Here is an 18,924-nt window from a genome sequence, read left to right as displayed (position 1 = left end):
GGTCTGGTAGCCGATGGCAGGCATCGAACATAATGTTGATACCTTGTTGATCACGAACTCGGTCAGCGCCGAGGAGAGAACATAGAATAGGAAGACCACCAGGAGGGCAGAGACGGTCGACGACCCGGATCGACGCGGCGGAGGATGAGGTTTGGGCGACGCGATCAGCCGAGGATAATGGTGTTCGCCTCGCGATAGCAGGCCACTTTGACACCAGAGATCAGAGCTTGGCCAGGAGCTTCGGCGCGGTTTCTGGTCCAAGTCGTGGTTGCATGCCGGCAAGCGGAACCGTGCGTGCAATGACCGACACGGACAAAATAGCGGTGGACGCACCGGACACTGTCTGCGTCGCCTTAGTGGTCAGAACTTCCCTTGCGCCGTGGTCCCGTCCGGGGTGATCACCTGGATCGCACCCTTGACACCCGGATTGACCGGAACGGGCGACGTCCCCGTCAGACGGTTGCCTTCGGCAGCAGACAGCGCAAACCGACGAACAGCGCCATCGATCAACAGGATCGCATTGCCTGTGTGACCGGTTGCGGAGACGGGCTGGTCTGCAGCATCGAACAGGTAGACAGTCACTTCAGTGGTTCCTGTCGCCACCAGCTCGACATGGTGATTCGCGCCGGCGTCAACCTTAAGCCCGCCGTTCGGACCCGGGCGTGGTGCATGTGCGTGGGCGGGAAGAGCCGTCATGACGGCTAGAAGGGACAGGGCGAGAAGACTGCGGCGCATGGAGTTCTCCTGAAGGGACTTAAAATGCTTCAATGGTTTGTGTGGGCGTTTCGGCTGACTGCTGCGTACCACGCACCTGAGCGCGAGCCTGTTCCACGAGACGCACCAGAGGCATTCGACCGTAGCGCAGGAAGAGGGTGGGCGTGAGAAGCGTATCGAGTACAGTCGAGGTCACGAGACCACCGAAGATCGTTATAGCCACCGGATGGAGGATCTCCTTGCCGGGTGCGGTGGCATCGATCATCAGCGGGATCAGGGCGACCCCCGCCGACAGGGCCGTCATCAAGACAGGGGTCAGACGCTCCAGCGAACCCCGTATGACCAGTTCCCTGCCGAACGGCAGGTCTTCCTGGATCGCCAAGTTGATGTAGTGGCTGATCTTCAGGATGCCGTTTCGGGTCGAAATACCCGTCAGCGTGATAAAGCCGATCATCGAAGCGACTGAGAGTGGCTGGCCGGCGATCCAGAGCGCGGTTACCGAGCCGATCAGGGCCAGCGGCACGCTCGCCATGATGATCGAGACGAAGAGCACCGAGCGATAGCGCGAATACAGGATGGCAAACACCATCGCCAGCGAGATGATGGACAAGAGGCCGATGGTTCTCATCGACTCCTCCTGCGCCTGGAAGGTGCCTTCCAAACTGACGAAGAAGCCGGGTGGAAGCGTAGAGCTTGCGATCACCTTGCGGATCTCGGCAATGACTGTTGCCATGTCGGCTTCGCCGTCCGTATTGGCAAGCACCACGACGCGACGCTTGCCGTTTTCACGAAGGATCTGGTTGGGACCATCGGTCTCGCGGACTTCCGCGATCTGGCTGACGGGGATCCAGCCTGCAGGTGTCTCGATGAGGAGATCCGAAAGCCCCTTGGTGCTGCGGATATCATCCTCGAGCCGCAACACGACATCGAACCGCTTGTTGCCGTCGACGATGCGGGACACGATCGTTCCGTTCGACAGTCGCTCGAGTTGCTCGGTGACGGCCGCCGGTTGAATGCCGTAAAGGGCAGCCCGGCGGTAATCGACGATGACCTCGAGATGCGGGATGCGTACCTGCTTTTCCACCTGAAGGTCGACGATCCCCGGGATCTCAGCCAGCTTGCCGCGAAACTCCTCGGCAAAGCCCCGGATGCTGTCAAGATCCTCGCCGAAGATCTTCAGCGCGATCTGGGCGCGTACGCCCGACAGCATGTGATCAAGGCGGTGGGAGATCGGCTGGCCGACATTGGTAGCGACGGGAAGAACCGACAGCCGCGAACGAATATCGGCAATGATTTCGTCCTTGGACCGGCCTTCCGCAGCAAGAGCCACTTCAATTTCGGAAGAATGGACACCCTCTGCATGTTCGTCGAGCTCGGCGCGTCCCGTGCGGCGACCAACCTGCTCGACCTCGGGTACCTCCATAATCAACCGCTCAGCAATCAGCCCAACACGGTGGCTCTCGGCAAGCGAGATACCCGGATTGAAGAGCATGTTGATCGTCAGCGTGCCTTCGTTGAAGGGCGGCAGGAAGGAGCGCGGCAGTTGTGTGGCAAATAAAACCGCTGCCATGACACCAGCGAGCACGGTCGTCATCAGGATCTTCGGATGGCCAAAGGACCAGTCGAGCAGCCGACGGTTTACGCGCTTCAGGACCCGTACGACCACTCCCTCATGCTCTTCGAGACGCTTCAGGCCGGGCAGCATGTAATAGGCCATCACCGGGGTCAGCGTGATCGAGACGACGAGTGAGGCTAGGATCGAAATGATATAGGCCTGACCCAGGGGCGCAAAGAGCCGTCCCTCGATACCCGAGAGCGCAAAAAGAGGCACGAAAACGAGCACGATGATCATCGTTGCGTAGACGATGCCCGAGCGAACTTCCTGACTTGCCGAAACAACCACGTCGAAGACCGAGCGCGGATTGCCCTTCTCTCGGTTTTCCCGAAGCCGCCGGAAAATGTTCTCTACGTCGACGACAGCGTCGTCGACGAGTTCACCGATGGCAATCGCCAGACCACCAAGTGTCATGGTGTTGATCGACAGCCCCAAGAGATGAAAGACAATTGCGGTGACCAGAATGGACACAGGAATCGCCGTCAACGAGATCAGGGTGGTCCTGGTATTCAGGAGGAATACGAAGAGAATGATGGCAACGACAACGATTGCCTCCAGAAGGACCTTCTGCACATTGCCGATCGAGGTTTCGATGAAGTTGGCCTGCCGGAAAAGAACCTGATCCACCTTGACCCCTGCAGGCAAGGTCGCGCTGATCTCAACAAGGGCTGCCTCGACCTCTCGGGTCAGCTTTACTGTGTCGATATCCGGCTGTTTTTCCACCGAGACAATAACGGCAGACTGACCCTGATAGCCGGCGTCTCCACGTTTCAGGCGCGGCGCGAACCCGACTTCGGCGACCTGTCGCAGGAGAACCGGTTGGCCATCGACGCTGGCCACGACGACGTTTGCGAGATCATCGATGTTTTGTGTGCGGCCGACATTTCGGATCAGGAACTCACGGCTGTACTGGTCGGTGAAGCCGCCCCCTGTGTTTGAGCCGAATTGCGCAAGCGCCTGTTCGATCTGTTCGAAGGAGACGCCGAGTGCACGCATGGCGGCAGAGTTCGGAGAAACGCGATACTGGCGCACCTCACCCCCGATCGGAATGACCTGGGCGACACCGGGGATGCTCAGGATCCGCGGTCGAACCGTAAAATCAGCGAGTTCGCGCAATTCCATGGCCGAGACATTGTCCGGCCCAGTCACGGCAATGAGCATGACCTGGCCCATGATCGAATTGATCGGGCCCATCTGCGGCACGACATTCGCCGGCAGTTGCGGCTGCACAAGCGATAGCCTCTCGGCGATCTGCTGGCGGTTGCGATAGATATCCGTGTCCCAGTCGAACTCGACATAAATGATCGAGAGACCGACCCCCGATGTCGAGCGGACGCGGCTCACACCGGGAAGCCCATTCATCTGGGATTCGAGCGGATAGGTGACGAGCTGCTCGACTTCTTCCGGTGCCAGCCCCTCTGCCTCCGTCATGATGGTGACGGTTGGCCGGTTGAGATCGGGGAAGACGTCAACGGGCAACCTCGTGACCGTAAACGCTCCGTAGATCATGAGGACTGCGGCAATCGCCAGGACGAACAGGCGGTTCCGCAGCGACTGGGTAACAAGAAAATTGAACATCGGAGCCTCAGCGGATCTGGTTCAGGAGTTCGGTACCCTGTGTGACGATGCGCTTTCCGGCTTCGATCCCGGAGACGATGAGAAGACGGTCACCATCGAGCGGCTCGGTACGGACTTCCCTCGGTACGAAACGTTCCGCATTGGTGTGTTCATAGACAAGTGACTGTCCGTTGGAGGCACGCAGAACACTGGTGCGTGGCACTGCAATGCCCGTGCGCTCGTCGGTGGTCGATGACAGAACGGTCAGCAACTGCCCGGCACGGATACCTTCTGCCTGGCCTTCGACGCTGAAATGGATCGGGATGGCCTGATTGCGATCCGCAAGCCCGCTGCCCCGATAGATGAGAGAGGCGGTTCTGCCATCCATGAACTTGCCGCGCGCAGCTCCACTGACCGAATGCGCATCGAAGCTCAGTGCTTCTACCCAGTAACGGCTTGGATCGATGATCTGGAAGATCACGGTATTGGGCTCGGCGATCTGTCCGGCAACGGCCTGGGCCGCAGCGATGACGCCTGATACGGGCGCGGTCAGTTTTTCAGCCGCCGTCGGTGCCTGTTCCAGATTGGCCCGCCGTGCTTTCAGGCCCTGGAGTTCCAGTGTTGCATCCTCGATCTCGGCGCGCGCCACCACAGACTGTAGCCGCTCGAAGCGTTGCAACTTTCGTTCAACCAGCATGATCTCCTGGTCGAGCTCTCGGGCCTGCTGCTGCTGGCTCGTCAGATCAGCGGCACTGAGTGAGGGCTGGACCAGCGCCAGCACATCGCCAGCGGCGACACGCGTGCCGAGTTGGGGGAAGCCGCCGGGCGGCGGTAGAAGCCTTCCCGATACGGATGCCTGGACATAGCCTGACGTCGTGGGGTCTGGTATGATGCGGGCCGGAAGCTCAACCGTTCCGGCATGGGCGGCCTGCTCGGTGAAGATGGTCCTGATGGCGAGGATACGCTGGGTTGTCTTGGGGACGAAGATCGACCCATCGGCAAACCGCTGGGCGACATCCCGCTCGGCGGCCTGCGCTGTGGGTGCAGCAGGCCCAGCGGCCTCCGACTGCGGTGCCCCGGCAAGCAGGAGTACTGCCGCGATCGCAGCGACAGATCCGGCAGGCTTACGGCGGCGGAAGAGTGTAGCAAGGAGAAGCCCGACCACGATACCGCCACCACCGACGGCCCACAGTGTCATGTCCTGTCGCTGCAGCCGTGCACCCACCTCCTGTGCAAAAGCCGAACTGATCAGGAAACCGTCCGCGGCAGCCACTGGGACATCGGCACTGGCCATCTCGGGGATGACCATTGTGACTGTCAGGACGTCGAAGAGGTCTCCGGCCATTACGGTGATGGCAAGATCGTATGAACCAGGCTTTGTCAGCCATGGAGCCGTCGCCACGTAGGTCCCCTCGCCCGCAGCTTCGGCCGTGAGCGTCCCCGACGGAGCATCGATTTCGAGTATCGCACCGTTGACGGGTTCATTGCCTTTGAAACTGTCGATGAAGATCTCCAGCCGCTTTCCGCGTGCCACGGCTACCAGCTCGAGATCGGCCGTCGATGCGTCGGCGCGCGGTGCAATCGTGGTGGAGACAGGCGGGGGCGGCGCGCCGTGATCATGGCCCTCATGGGCCGCTGCAGAGGATGCAGCAAGTCCTATGACAGAAAGGCAGATTCCAGCGAGAACAGACGCGAATCGGTCGACCATCGTAACCCTGAGCAAAAGTTGATTTGCTTCGGTGTAGCTGCGCCTCTTTGTCCGCCGATGTCCCGATTGTTACAGAATGTTTCAGGATGGTTTTGGCGATGTCTTGGGAAGGATGACGCTGACGATCAGACCTCCCGCTTGACCGCTCTCCAGGCGAAGCGCCCCAGAATGCCCGTCAATGATCGCCTGGGCAATCGGGAGTCCAAGCCCGAAACCGCCTGTTTCAAGATTTCTCGACGGCTCAAGCCGAACGAAGGGTGAAAGGGCTCGTTCAAGGTCCTCGGAAGCGATGCCGGGGCCCTCATCACTGATAGCAACGAGGACGTCGGACTGCCGATCGATCACCTCGACCCTCGCCCTCTCGCCATATTTGAGTGCGTTGTCGATGAGATTGGAGAAGGCTCGCTTGAGCGCCAGCCGACGGCCCGTCACGATCGCATGGGCGGCCCCGGACAGTTCGATGGATGCGCCACGATCAACCGCATCATCGACCAGCGTTCCGAGGATCGCGACGATGTCGAGCGGCTTCAGTTCTTCGTCGCTGCGATCGCCACGCAGGAAGGATAGCGTCTGATCGAGCATCCGCTCCATCTCCGTCAAATCCTCGGCCATTGCATCGCGCGCGACACCATCTGCCAGATCCTCGGCTCTGAACCGCAGTCGTGTGATCGGAGTCTTCAGATCATGCGAAACGGCTGCGAGCGCTTGGGTGCGGTCTTCGATCAATCGCTCTATACGCCGTTGCATATCATTGAAGGCGACAGCGAGTTCGACCACCTCCCGCGGACCCGTTTCCGGAACGGGAACGACAGTCTTGCCTCGATAGAAATCCTTGGTCGCAGTAGCCACCGCTGTCAGTGGGCGCGTGAACCAGCGCACCAGCAGCATGGAGACGATGATTGCCCCGAGAGCCATCAAGGTCGTTGAAACCAGCATTCCTCCCGGCGGCGGGACTTTGCGGTCCCAGGAAACGAGATTGACGTTGATCCACGACGCATCGGGGAGCTTGATCGACACGACGGCCAGATGCGGGTCGTCACCTGCCTGGTTATCCGGGCCGATAATGAGACCGTCCTCGGCAATCTCTGGAGCAAGTGCTCGAAGGTTGCGACGAAGTGGCTCCCAGTTCTGGCCAGCGGTATCGCCCTCAACCGCATAGGGAGTGGAGCCCCAATGGGCGTCTATCGAACCGCCGGAAAAGTCGTGCGCGACATTCTCCCGTTCTTCGACCGGCGCTCGCATGACCGATCGTTTGATCGTCAAAAGCTGGTCTGCTAGCCGGACTTCGTTTGCGAGGTCCAATTCCTGTTCCAGGCTCTGGTGGTAGGTGAACAGACCGCCGAAATGTACGAGAGAGATACCAAACAGCACGACGAGGGCTGTCCGCACTCTCAGGCTGTCGATCGACCGCCACAAGCGCTGTAACCGTGTTTCGGAATGACCATCAGGCACGAACGACATCCGTTGCAAAGAGATAACCCGCGCCGCGCACTGTCTTGATGAGATCCTCACGCCCGTCGAGCTTGCGACGCAGACGGCTGACCTGGACATCGATCGACCGATCATAGCCTTCGATCGCACGATTGCGGGCCGCGTCCAAGAGGAACTCACGGCTGAGAACGCGTTGTGGCGCTTCGAGGAACGCGAGCAGCAGGTCGTATTCCCCTGTCGAAAGATCCACGACCACGCCGTTTGGTGCGGTCAGTTCTCGCTTCATCGTATCGAGGGACCATCCAGCAAAGCTGAAGCTCCGCCCTGCACGCTCAGTCGAAGGGTTACCAGTCGCGCGAGTCCGCCTTAGCACCGCGCCGATGCGTGCCAGCAGTTCGCGAGGATTGAAGGGTTTGGGCAGATAATCGTCGGCCCCCACCTCAAGACCGATAATGCGATCCGTCTCATCGCCCTTGGCCGTCAGCATGATGATCGGGATGGAGGAAGTGCGGCGCAGTTCGCGACAGATCTCCAGCCCGCTCTTCCCCGGCAGCATGAGATCGAGCACGATGAGATCGACCGACAAGCGTTTCAAGGTCTCGGCCATCTCCACTCCGTTTCGCGCCGTGTGAACGCGAAAGCCGTTTGCCCTCAGGAACTTTGCCACAAGGATCAGGATCTGACCGTCATCGTCAACGATCAGGATTTCGGCTGAGGCATCCAAGGCTATTCTCTCCGCAAGTCCATCTATATCGTAGCCCTACTTATTAGCAGAGGGCTGCGCTGCAGTTTGTGTCGAGAAGGTAACAGATTGTTTCACCAGCAATAGCCTCGACTTCAGCCAGACCATGACAGGTGACGACACTAAGGGTCTTGCACGGAGTGATCAGCCTCCTGCCACCACCTGTTTGTGGCCGTCATCAGCCCCGCGGCCCATAGTCGACGAACGTCATCATGCCTGTCGCCATATGATAGAGATGATGGCAATGTAACGGCCAGCGCCCGGGATTGTCAGCATCAAACTCGATAGACACCTGCGTCATGGGCGGCAGGATCACCGTGTCGCGCACCGCGCCTGAAATGCGCCTGCCATTGATTTCCGTGACCTGGAAATGATGGCCATTCAGATGCATAGGATGGGCCATCATCGACATGTTGTGCATGGAAATCCGAATGGGCTGTCCGCTGCTTACTTCGACCGGGCTGTCGCTATCGATGGACCAGCGATAGGTCGCCATGTCACCGCCCAGCATCAGCGCAAACTGCCGATCAACAGCGCGCCGTGCGAGAGGTGTCAGGCCTTGAAGGCTTTTCTCGAGCGAAAGGTCAAGAACCGGCCCCCTGGCTGCCGCAGTGGTTTCAAGCTTTTGCACTCGTGCGGAGGCGGTAGCGAGGATCACGCCAGTGCGCTCAATGGCCCCTTCCCGCAGAGCCAGTATAGGATATGCCCCGTGGCCAAGTGGCAAGGCCAAACGGATGTCGGCCCGTTGGCCCGTCGACAAGGGGAACTGACGACCGCAGACCGGGACGACGTCCATCCCGTCGACAGCGATCAGCTCGCCCTCAAGTTCGCCCGTATCGATCGTGAAGGCGGTTGCCGTTGCGCTATTGATGATGCGAAGCCTGATGCGACCGCCCCGTTCTACCTTGAAGATCTCGGGGTCATCGAGCGTCCGGTCATTGGCGAGATAGGCGTCATATTCGATGTCGTTCAGGTCCATGCTCATCATCGTGTGAGGCGCGGCTGAAGTTTCAGCCGAGCCTATCTGATGGCCACCATGCATGTTCATCATGGAGGACATATCTGCGTGTCCAGAGGGCATGGCATGACCGCCATCGCTCTGAAGGTCGGATAGCAGTTCCTCGGGCGACTTGAAGGAGAAATCATGCAGGAGCACGATGACCTCTTGCTCGTCGCGGGCAATATCCTCGGCGGTTCGTATGATCAGGCGTGCCGCGAGCAGGTTCTGCTCCTGCAGAGTGTGGGCATGCATCCAATGGGTGCCGCCTCTCGGCAAGGGAAACTTGTAGGCCCGGCTTTCCTTAGGCGGAAGCAGTGCAGCCGGATTGCCCGGCACCCCGTCCAATTCCCAAGGCGGCGTCAGCCCATGCCAGTGGATGAGCGTCTCCTCGTCGCTTTCGTTGCGAAGAAGAACGTCGAAGTCCGAGGGCGCGTTGAGGACCAGCCCGGCGTTCCCGGCCTTGTCGGTCAGGCCGAAGACGGAGGCAGCCTTGCCGTGGATGTTCAGGGTACGTTTACCGATCACAAGCTCGCTTGTTTGTGGTGGGGAGTTTGCCCAGGCGTGCCCGAGGGGGGACAGGGCTACCGAACCCGAGGCGAGCGTTTTCAGAAAGTCTCTGCGATACATGATGTTTCTCTCGATCCGGCCGTTACAAAGGCCATGCGGTTGACAGGATAATTGCGCATTAGGCGCGTTTGTCAGGCAGCAGATCGAGGAGGATGACGTCCTGGAACGGGAAGCTGGCCATGCAGTCGAGATGGCGGTTCAAGGCGGATCGGTCCACGCCCGAATCCTTCCGGGCTGTAGAGCACCAGGGATGAATATGCGACACAGAGCATGCAGTCATTCGCGCAATATGCCTCGGCCAACGAACCTGATGCCGCCAAATGGGGGTGCGGACAAAAACTTGGACTGTTTCAAAAAATCAGACCGAGGCTCTTTCGATATTCGACTGGGCTGAGCGATCCCAGGGATATCTTGATGCGCTTTTCGTTATACCATCGAATGTAGGCATCCACTTCGGTGACGAACTGTTCGATCGTGATGGCCTTCCAGTCTCCTGGATAGAAGAGTTCGGTTTTCAACCGGCCGAAGAAGCCTTCGCACGCAGCGTTGTCTTGCGAGCAGCCCTTTCGGGACATCGAACGAACCAGCTGCGCATTGCTGATCCTGTTGAGCCAGCCAGGCCAGCGATAATGAGCGCCGCGATCGGAATGAACGATTGGCCGTTCCTCCCTGTTGGTTACGGTCTCAATGGCGGCATCCAGCATGGTATTGACGAGACCCGCATCAGGTTGCGTTCCAATCGACCAACTGATGACCATGCCGTCGAAGCAGTCGATGATGGGCGAGAGGTACACCTTCCCAGCTGGGATCTGGAACTCGGTGATATCCGTCAGCCATTTTACGTTCGGTGCTTTTGCATGGAAGTCGCGATTGATCAGGTTCTCGGGCGCCGGGCTGATTTCTCCCAGATAAGATCCAAAACGCCGTCGACGGGGCCTTGCGACAACCAACTGCTCCTGCTTCATCAAACGCTGCACAACCTTCTCCGAGATTGTCACGCTTTGCCTGGCAAGCGACGCCTGCAATCGGCGATAGCCGTAGCAGCGACGGTTTGCTTCGAAGATTTCCGCAAGGCTGTGCCGGATGGCGGCATACTTGTCTGCCAGACATAGGCGGGAGCGATGGTAGAAGTACGAACTGCGCGCAATTCGAAGCTGGGCGAGCAGCTCTGGCAAGCGATAGGCTTCCTTCAGGGCGTCAATCAGCTGTGTCTTCTCCCGATTACTCAGGATTTGCAGATCGACGCCCAGGTCTTTTTTTAGGAGTTCGGTAGCCTTCTTCAGGAGATCATGCTCGAGTTGCAACTGGCGGACATCACGCTGGAGGGCTTCAAGCTGTCGCTCAAGCTCTTCACGTTCAGGCACCTTGGGGTTGGCTTTGCGGCGTTTCATGGATGAGGGAGCCTCGTGACCGAGTAGCTGATCTTTCCAGCTGTACAATGTCGGCCTTGAGACGCCCAGCCGGTCCGCAACCTGTTGAGCAGTTTCATCTCCACTGCATAGTCCGATGACGCCTGCTTGCCGGACCTCCTCGCAATGGCCAGGATGCCACGATCGACCGACCATCGATGTTCGCGCCTCCGGAAACGCCTCACGGACCCATGCGGTCAGTGTCCCTCGACCGGGATAGCCAAGTGCCCTCATCGTCGCTGCGATGCAACGATCATGGGTGCGAAAGTGCTCAAGGGCGGCCTGTTTTTGGGCCTCGGTGTATTTTGGCGCCCGCGCCACCGGCTGAGGGCGCAGGTCGAGGTTATGCTGATACTCACGGTACCATCCCCTCAGCGCATTCTTTGTGGGATAACCCAGCTGGCGAATGGTCGCGTTCAGCCGCTTGCCAAGCCGGATATAGAGTTCAACCGCTCGAAGTCTGTCTGCGTAGGAATACATGAACTACCTCCTTGGTGGTCCAAGTTTTCGTCCGCACCCCCACCGGCTCAGTTCCGCGCGGAAACCAACAATCTACATCATCCCGGAGTTGCTGGGAGGTGGCCGCCCTCTCTTTCCATCGACCGGCTACAGATCGAGTTCGGAATTGATCAGCGCAAAGACGCTCGACAAGGGTTGCGTCCGACTGCACTACCGACTTGCCGCCTGAACGATGGACGACACCGTATAGCGCCGACTGAATGTCGGAAAGAGGCTTATTGTGGCCGATTAAGGACTTTAAGATTACGTCATCAGTCGGTCAGTGTCGCCACGGCTCCTTCATCGCGCACCAGCCGACCGTGCTCGAGCGTGATGATCCTGTCTGCCATATCGAGGATACGGCTGTCGTGGGTCACCATGACGGTCGTCGTGCCGCGCTCTCGCCCGAGGGCCTTCAGCATCGCAACAACCTGGTGACCGCTATCCTTGTCGAGCGCTGCAGTCGGCTCGTCGGCAAACACGATCTTCGGCCCTGAGATCAGCGCGCGTGCGATCGCCACACGCTGTTTTTGGCCACCCGACAAATTGCCGGGCAGATAGTCCAGCCGATGGCCCAAACCGACCAGTTCAAGCATGTGTTCTATAGCTTCGTTGCGAAGTCGCTCATCTCCTCTCCCGTGAACCTGCAAGCCCATCATCACATTCTGACGTGCCGTCAGGCTCTCATGCAGATTATGCGCCTGGAATATGAAACCCAACTGGCGACGCAGAGCTTCCAGCATGGGCTCATCCGCCCCTTGAAGTTCCTGGCCCAGAAGGCGGACGGATCCGTCCTCGACCTGCCGCAGGCATCCCATCAGGGTGAGAACCGTGGTCTTGCCAGACCCCGACGGTCCGACCATGACTGTCAGGCTTCCGGGAGCGATGTCGAGAGATAGATCGAAGATTGCCTGCTTTCTGGCTTCGCCGCGGCCGAACCAGTGATTGAGGTTACGGACGGAGATTGGATGATCGCCCATCAGAACAGGTCCGCCGGATCGGCGCCCTTCAGGCGTCTGGCGGCGAGCGCGCCGGAGAGGGTGGAGGCGAGAAGCGTGCCCGCAAATACCATAAGTGCACGTTCAGGAGACATGAGCACAGGAAGACCGGTCGCCTGAGACATCACCTGATAGATGCCCAAGGCGAGGATCAGACCCGGTATGAAGCCCAAGGTCGCCAGAACCAGCGCCTCCTCGAAGACGATGCTGATGAAGAAGCGGTGCGGATACCCCACGGCCTTCAAGGTCGCGTATTCCCGCAGGTGGTCGGCGACATCAGTCGACAGCACCTGGTAGACGATGACAATGCCCACAAGAACACCCATGAACACGCCGAAGCCGAAGATGACGCCTGTGGGACGCTGGGTCGTCTGATAGCGGACATCCTTGGCAATCATCTCATCGCGGGTGTGAACTTCGATCGGCTCTTCCGCAAACCTGTCTTGCATCAGCTGCACCAAGGCCTCCGCTTTTCCCGGATCCCTAACCTTCAAGAGAAGATGCGACGGCGTCCCGCTGAACCGGTTCGCAAACAGACCGAGAAAGGTCTGGTCCGAGACCACCATGACACCATCGGCCGAAAAGCCACCCCCGATGGAGACCGTGCCGATGGCATTGATCGTGCGGTCATTCACTTCGAACCGGAGTGGCTTTGATGGGCTGACATCCCTCAGAACCATGGTATCGACGCCGCGTGTCTGGCGATCAATCAATGCCGTGTCAGCGACGGCCAGGTGCTTTAACAACGGGGCAACTTGCGGACCGGCAAATTGCTCAGCCTCGACCGGCAATCCGATGACCTGCAGGCTCGCCACGGACCCATCCGGACGCCTCCAGTCAAGCTTGCCGACGTAGAGAGGGGTTGCGGCAGCAATGCCCTCCACGGCCAAAGCGCGATAAAGGGTCCGGCGCGCAAGGGGAGATCCGTCAGTCAGTGTGTTTCCGTCATTCGACGAGATGATGATGTCAGCTGTGAATGGGGTGTAGGAAGTGCGAATGGTTCCATTCAGCGCGCCCATAATGCCCAACTGAACGAAGACGAGCATGGTGGCGAAGGCGACACCGGCAAGTGCTGCAGCCAGACGAGCGCGATTATGTCTGAGCTGAAGCCAGCCAATCGGAAGCCTGCCAAAGAGAAGCGACAACAGCCTACTCATGATCACTGCCCACGGCGACACGGCCCACGACTTCGAGCCCGGTCAATCTGCCGGCCAGAGAACTGGAACGAGAATCAAGATCGGCCGTCACGCGGATTACCCGGGCGTCTGTGTTGGCTGCCGGATCGGCTGAAAGCACCGTCTGCTGTTCGACCTCATGTCCGATGAACGTCACTGCGCCACTAAGGTCCTCAGACAGAGCTGGACTGGAGATAAGGACTTCCTGTCCCGTTGCAACGTGCTTGACATCGGTCTGATAAATCTCAAGCTCGACCTGCATCTGGTCGGTATTCCCAAGCGTCATGATCCCCGCAGACGAAGGACGCTCTCCCGGACGGCTGTTGATTGCAATCACCGTCCCTGAAATCGGACTGACGACCAAGCCTTTGCTCAGATTGTCACGTGCCGTCGCGAGTTCGGCCTTTGCAAGATCCAGGTTTCGCTCGGCCACCGCGATATCGGACTGCAGCGCTCCAGGCGCGGATTGGTACCGAGCGATCGAGGCCTTTGCCTTGGCAAGATCGCTCATCGATTGGGCGAGTGTTGCCTCAGCAGATTGAAGAACGGATCTTGACGAAGCGCCACCCTGACTGAGGCTGCGCTCGCGATCCAGGGCTTGGCGCGCAAGCTGGACGGCGGCAAGCGCCCGATCGCGGCTTGCCTCAGCCTCCAGAAGATTGGCGGCGACCGTTGCTTTGGTCTGGGCGAGGGCGGCCTCTTTGGCAGATATGTTGACAATGGCGGTTTCGACGGAACGCTGGAGGGACGGCAGACTGTCCAACTCGGCCAAGACCTGACCCACGACAACACGGTCACCTTCATCAACGAGCAGGGATGCGATGCGAGCATCCGACGCACCAAAGGGAGCGGCGACAATGATCGTTTTTCCCTTCGGCTGCAGCCGCCCGAGGGCGATAACGGAGCCTTCGCCCTGATAGGTGGTGCCATCATCATGTGTCGCTGATGCTGTCCGGGTGTCCGTTGCCGGTACGGGCTGGTTTTTCCCGCTGATGCTTACAGACCCCGGGAAGAACGGCAGACTTGGATATGCGCCTAGAAATGCTCCGCCGACGAAGATAAGCAGGACAGCGAGGATACGGATGAACAAGCCTCGCGCCGGCAGTCTGGCCTTGCCGGATGCAGGCTCATCAACGAGGCGGGCTCGCGGCATGGGAAGCGCAGACAACGGGGTTTCGGTTTCCATCCCGACGAGGCTTTCAATTTAATGACCAATGGGTCATTAATATGCGAAACAGAGAAAGACTGCAAGATGCAAGGAGACCAGCCCCAGCAGAAACGCCAGCGTCGCAAGGACGCACGCCCCTCGGAGATCCTTGAGGCGGGATTGGCGCTGTTTGCAGAACGCGGCTTTGCCGCGACGAGACTTGACGACGTCGCCAAGCGCGCGGGCATCGCCAAGGGAACCGTCTACCTGTACTTCTCGTCGAAAGAGAGCTTGTTCGAGGCGGCTCTCAAGGACCGGATGGTCTCGACCATGGAAGGTGTCGGCGAGCTCACCGCATCATTTCCCGGATCCACCGAGGAGCTCCTCGGTCTGGTTCTAGAGCGGATCTATGATCAGATGATCGAAGGTGATGCCGGTGTGCTGCTGCGCATCCTCATCAGCGAGGGCGAGCGCTTCCCGCATCTGATCACCCTGTATCGAGAGGTGGCTTTGTCAAGGGGCATGGCAACGATGAAAGCCATCCTGAAGCGAGCCGAAGCGCGAGGAGAATTGCGTGTTCCAGCCGAAAACATTGACCCAAGAATGATCGTGGCCCCGATCGCAGTCCTGGCCATCGGCGAAAAGGTGTTTGGTGAACAGTCCCTCGGCGATCGCGACGATTTCCTGAAGCGACATCTCGATCTCGTCCTTCGCGGGCTGCTTTCCGCAAATGCTGCACGCTAAAATGCAGAGGGGGGGAGCCAAGGTGGCCACGATGTCCGGTTTCGGCACACGCCCCCCATGCATGAACAACCAAAATGACGGCGCATAGCTGCCGAAGGCCCCACTTTTACAAGCTTCATACCTGCAGTACGCGCTGTGTTCGGCAAGTGGTGCCGCTCAATCGGCAGTTTTAGCTCAGGCGCTCTTGATGGGAATTAAACCAGCATTCCGAAGATGCGCCCTCATCACCACCATTGCAACCAACCCCGAGCTTTCAGTTATTGCAGTTAGAGTATCCGTATTGATCAAGCTGGTTTTGGGATCCATTTGCGATTGTTTTTCAGCATTGCGTTAGCGAGGACGATGAGCTTTGGCATGATGGCGGTGATGGCGACTTCTGGCGCTTTTCCAGCGGCTTTGAGGTGACTGTATTTGGCGCGGAGGTCCGGGTTGAAGCGACAGGCAACGAGAGCGGGCATGTAGAGGGATTGGCGGACGATGGCCCTTCCGCCGGCGATGAAGGCGCGTCCGGTCCATCGTCCGGACTGGCGGCTCATCGGAGCAAGACCGGAAAGGGCTGCCGCAGCCTTTTCATTGAGGTCACCAAGCTCGGGCATCTCGATGAGGAGCGTAAAGGCCGTGATCTGTGAGAGGCCAGGAATCGATACGAGGATGTAGAACCGGGCCAGCCAGGTTGCGTCCTCGCCAACCAGACTCATGATGGCCTCCTCCACTGCCTTGATCTGGCGCCCGATCTGCCTGAGCCTGTCGGTGTTGTGTTTCTTCAGGAGCGGGTTGGAAAGGGTCTTGGCCCTGTTCTTCGCGGCCGCCCTGTCCTTGATGAGGGCCAGCCGCGCCACACGCAACTCTTTGAAGTCATTGTAGATTTGCGTGTTGCCCTCATGGAGGCGCGGTTCAAGAAGCGCGCCGTAACGCGCCAGCAGTCCGGCATAAATCCATGGGTCCGGGTCATGCGGCGACTGGAAGATCTGGACTCCTCTTGCTCGGTTTGCCACCCGCCGCGCGGCGCAGATTGGCCCGAGCCTCGCCAGGAAAGCTGCGGCAGCCATGACAAGCCTCATGTGTCCGTTCCAGCCTTGTCAGGATAGCGCTTCGTCATGATCAAGACCGGGGTCGTCTTCAGCACATGCTGAGACACCATCGCTGATCCGGAGCAGGTCGCAACCGACATCGAGTTCCCTCCCCTCAATCACCGGAGGTGAAATACGGTTTTGTGCAAATTCAACTATAGTTCCAGGTCCCCATCCAACGTGATGAGAGCCCCATTCGGCCTGATTGAATCCCTGGCTCTGCATATCCAAGGTCTATGTCTCAACACAACCTTTGAATAATTTTGACAGATCTATTGAAACTCAAGGTTAAATTAGGGGCGTCTTTCTGTTGTCTAAAATACTTTTCTTCGATCACTTGAGATTTATTTTACTTAAAATTGACATTCGGCAGGGAATTTAACTTCTCCTGTAGTGAATCCTCAAATAGCATTCGATTCAACATTCTCCGCCCTGGAGTTTCTGATGACGATACAATCCCAGATATCCCTGATCAGGAAAAACTACCTGCTGGCCATTGGCATTCTGGCGGCAGTGGCCCTGTGTGGCGCTGTGCTAATGCATTGGGCGGGCAAGATGCAGACCGGGGCTGCGAGCATAGGCACGGTGGCCAGCCAGCAGACGCAGGCATTCATGGCGGTGATGACGGCGAGCCGGATGGTGATTGCCGCCTCCGAGCGCAGCGATGCCAGTGATGCCGATCTGATGCCGTTGCGCCGGAAACTGGCCAGCGCCGCCGCCGAACTCGAAGGCTTTAACCGGCAGATGAAGGCGCTGCTCGATGCCGGCGAGGGTCAGACCTTCAGTGGCATACCCGAACATGTGGTGGCGATCTATCGCCAGCCGCCGCACCGGCTGGAATACTGGCTGGATTTTGCCCTGATCCGGGCCAAGAATGTCTCAGAATTTACTCTGCGGGAACTGCGCTATCACAACAATGGCACGGTTGCCGTCGATATTGCCCTGCAAACCGGCGACGGCATCATTTCCGGCTTCAAGGCAGCGATGCGGGAGATCGAGACGGAGACGCGGCTCAGGGCACAGCAGCTGCGCCAGGTCCAGATCGGACTGACGGTCGCCACCTTGCTGATCCTGGCGCTGGAAACCGGGCTCATCTTCGGACCGCTGATCCGCCGGCTCGGCGCCGAATATCAACGGGCCGAAGACAGGACGGCGGAACTGCGCCGCAAGGCCTTCAGCGACAGCCTGACGGGGATTGCCAATCGGCGCCGCTTCCATACCGAGCTGGAAAGCACCATTCCTGCCACCCATGAGCAGGCAGGCTTTGCCGTGGTGGTCTGCGACATCAACCGTTTCAAGTCGATCAATGACAGCTTTGGCCATGATGCGGGCGACGCGCTCCTGATTGATGTGGCGGAACGCCTGACAAAGGGGGTCGGCGCCAAGGGGCTTGTAGCCCGGCTCGGCGGCGACGAATTCGCCGTCCTGGGGCGCGGGGTCAGAGATACCGAGGGTCTGACCGACCTGGTCGAACGGGTGCGCGAGACACTGACATTTTCCTGGAGAAGAACCGGCTTTGATGTCGATATTTCGGCCTCGGTCGGTGGTGCGCTCTGCCTATCGGCCCGCGACACGCCGGACCGGCTGCTCGCCTATGCCGACCAGGCGCTCTACGAGGCCAGGAATGGCGGCAGGCCGACCTATGTGATCACACCGCGGCAGCGCGAGGTCGCCGACGAGGAAGCCGCCATCTTGCGCGATATCAACCGTGCCCTGTCGGCTGGCGAATTCGAGGCCTTCTATCAGCCGAAAATCCATGTGGCGACGCGCAGCGTCATCGGCGTCGAGGCGCTGGTGCGCTGGCGTCATGGTCAGAAGGGCCTGCTGCCGCCGGCGCTGTTCCTGCCGGCAGTGCAAAGGGCCGGCAAGATTGCCGATCTCACCCGCTTCATGCTGGATGCCGCCGGGCGCGACATGCGCGGCTGGATCGACGAGCGCCTGCCGATCAGGCATGTGGCCGTCAACATGCCCGAGGCGCTGCTGGCGAGCCGCACCGGGCTTTCCAGCGTGATCGAGACGCTGGAGCGCCATGGCCTGGAAGGCTCGGCCTTCACCATGGAAATCACCGAGGATGTGCTGGTGTCGCGCGCGGCCGATACGATCCACGAAGTGGTCAACGGGCTGTCGCAGCGCGGCGTGCGCATCGCTTTCGATGATTTCGGCACCGGCTTTGCCTCGCTCAGCCATCTGCGCGAATTCACCTTCGACGAGATCAAGATCGACCGCAGCTTCGTCAAGGATATCGGCGTCAGCGATGCCAATGAGCAGATCGTCCGGTCCATCATTTCCCTGGCCAAGGGGTTGAACCGCAGCGTCGTGGCCGAGGGGTCGAGACGGAGGAGCAGTTCCGGTTCCTGGCCGAGCTCGACTGCGCCATGGTGCAGGGCTATCTGTTTGCGCCGCCGATGCCGGAGCCGAAACTGCGCGAGTGGATCGCCGGTTTCGACGCGACCGCCCCATCCGATACCGACCGCCGCAAACGAGGTCCGCGACGGGTGCGCCCGGTTCTCCACCAACCAATGCCCGCCTGAAGCGCCTGTTTGAACCAC

At 59.4% G+C, this 18,924-nt stretch carries 13 protein-coding genes and 1 pseudogene; 3 read left to right on the top strand and 11 right to left on the bottom strand.

Features of this window, described 5'->3' with window-relative positions:
• Nucleotides 1-360: 360 nt before the first annotated feature.
• The 7 genes from FE840_RS18350 to FE840_RS18320 form a co-directional block, all read right to left on the bottom strand.
• Nucleotides 361-735, bottom strand: coding sequence for a hypothetical protein (locus FE840_RS18350; RefSeq protein ID WP_138289542.1), 375 nt, complete (start codon nucleotides 733-735; stop codon nucleotides 361-363).
• Nucleotides 736-754: 19 nt separating this feature from the next.
• On the bottom strand, nucleotides 755-3,907 hold the full coding sequence (locus FE840_RS18345) for an efflux RND transporter permease subunit (RefSeq protein ID WP_138289543.1): 3,153 nt from the start codon (nucleotides 3,905-3,907) through the stop codon (nucleotides 755-757).
• Between the two features lie 7 nt (nucleotides 3,908-3,914).
• Nucleotides 3,915-5,594: an efflux RND transporter periplasmic adaptor subunit gene (locus FE840_RS18340; protein WP_138289545.1), complete on the bottom strand. Its 1,680-nt coding sequence runs from the start codon at nucleotides 5,592-5,594 to the stop codon at nucleotides 3,915-3,917.
• An 81-nt stretch (nucleotides 5,595-5,675) separates the two neighbouring features.
• Nucleotides 5,676-7,046, bottom strand: coding sequence for an ATP-binding protein (locus FE840_RS18335; protein WP_171033818.1), 1,371 nt, complete (start codon nucleotides 7,044-7,046; stop codon nucleotides 5,676-5,678).
• Nucleotides 7,039-7,749: a response regulator gene (locus tag FE840_RS18330; protein ID WP_138289549.1), complete on the bottom strand. Its 711-nt coding sequence runs from the start codon at nucleotides 7,747-7,749 to the stop codon at nucleotides 7,039-7,041. Before FE840_RS18330 ends, FE840_RS18335 begins: the two co-directional genes overlap by 8 nt.
• Nucleotides 7,750-7,945: 196 nt before the next feature.
• Nucleotides 7,946-9,394 (bottom strand): multicopper oxidase family protein, encoded by a 1,449-nt coding sequence (locus tag FE840_RS18325; RefSeq protein ID WP_138289550.1) that lies wholly within the window; start codon nucleotides 9,392-9,394, stop codon nucleotides 7,946-7,948.
• A gap of 290 nt (nucleotides 9,395-9,684) precedes the next feature.
• A complete protein-coding gene (locus tag FE840_RS18320) occupies nucleotides 9,685-11,223 on the bottom strand; it encodes an IS3 family transposase (protein WP_138289827.1) in 1,539 nt (512 codons plus the stop codon).
• Nucleotides 11,224-11,293: 70 nt separating this feature from the next.
• Between FE840_RS18320 and FE840_RS20960 the strand changes: the two are divergent.
• Nucleotides 11,294-11,431: pseudogene (locus FE840_RS20960) on the top strand (dihydrofolate reductase family protein); the annotation flags it as partial.
• A gap of 82 nt (nucleotides 11,432-11,513) precedes the next feature.
• On the opposite strand, the gene FE840_RS18315 reads toward FE840_RS20960, so the two are convergent.
• From FE840_RS18315 to FE840_RS18305, 3 genes are read right to left on the bottom strand one after another with little or no spacing between them, the layout of a single operon-like run.
• Nucleotides 11,514-12,221 carry an ATP-binding cassette domain-containing protein gene (locus FE840_RS18315; RefSeq protein WP_138287408.1) on the bottom strand — a complete coding sequence of 236 codons (708 nt, stop codon included), beginning with the start codon at nucleotides 12,219-12,221 and terminating at the stop codon, nucleotides 11,514-11,516.
• Nucleotides 12,221-13,396, bottom strand: a complete 1,176-nt coding sequence (gene devC / locus FE840_RS18310; RefSeq protein WP_138287409.1) for an ABC transporter permease DevC — start codon at nucleotides 13,394-13,396, stop codon at nucleotides 12,221-12,223. The genes FE840_RS18315 and devC overlap by 1 nt, the downstream gene beginning before the upstream one ends.
• Nucleotides 13,389-14,582 carry an efflux RND transporter periplasmic adaptor subunit gene (locus tag FE840_RS18305; RefSeq protein WP_179028218.1) on the bottom strand — a complete coding sequence of 398 codons (1,194 nt, stop codon included), beginning with the start codon at nucleotides 14,580-14,582 and terminating at the stop codon, nucleotides 13,389-13,391. The genes devC and FE840_RS18305 overlap by 8 nt, the downstream gene beginning before the upstream one ends.
• Nucleotides 14,583-14,666: 84 nt before the next feature.
• Here FE840_RS18305 and FE840_RS18300 point away from each other — a divergent pair, with 84 nt between their 5' ends.
• Nucleotides 14,667-15,305 carry a TetR/AcrR family transcriptional regulator gene (locus tag FE840_RS18300; RefSeq protein ID WP_171033701.1) on the top strand — a complete coding sequence of 213 codons (639 nt, stop codon included), beginning with the start codon at nucleotides 14,667-14,669 and terminating at the stop codon, nucleotides 15,303-15,305.
• Between the two features lie 284 nt (nucleotides 15,306-15,589).
• Here the strand turns inward: FE840_RS18300 and FE840_RS18295 are convergent, their stop codons facing one another.
• A complete protein-coding gene (locus FE840_RS18295) occupies nucleotides 15,590-16,354 on the bottom strand; it encodes a transposase (protein ID WP_246318934.1) in 765 nt (254 codons plus the stop codon).
• 465 nt (nucleotides 16,355-16,819) lie between these two features.
• On the opposite strand from FE840_RS18295, the gene FE840_RS18290 reads away from it, so the two are divergent.
• Entirely contained in the window at nucleotides 16,820-18,919 is a 2,100-nt protein-coding gene (locus FE840_RS18290) for a putative bifunctional diguanylate cyclase/phosphodiesterase (protein ID WP_179028217.1), read from the top strand.
• Nucleotides 18,920-18,924 lie beyond the last annotated feature (5 nt).

The sequence above is a fragment of the Peteryoungia desertarenae genome (genome assembly GCF_005860795.2).
Lineage (GTDB): Bacteria > Pseudomonadota > Alphaproteobacteria > Rhizobiales > Rhizobiaceae > Allorhizobium > Allorhizobium desertarenae.
Note: the sequence above shows the minus strand (reverse complement) of the source record. Positions and strands in the feature narration are given on the sequence as shown.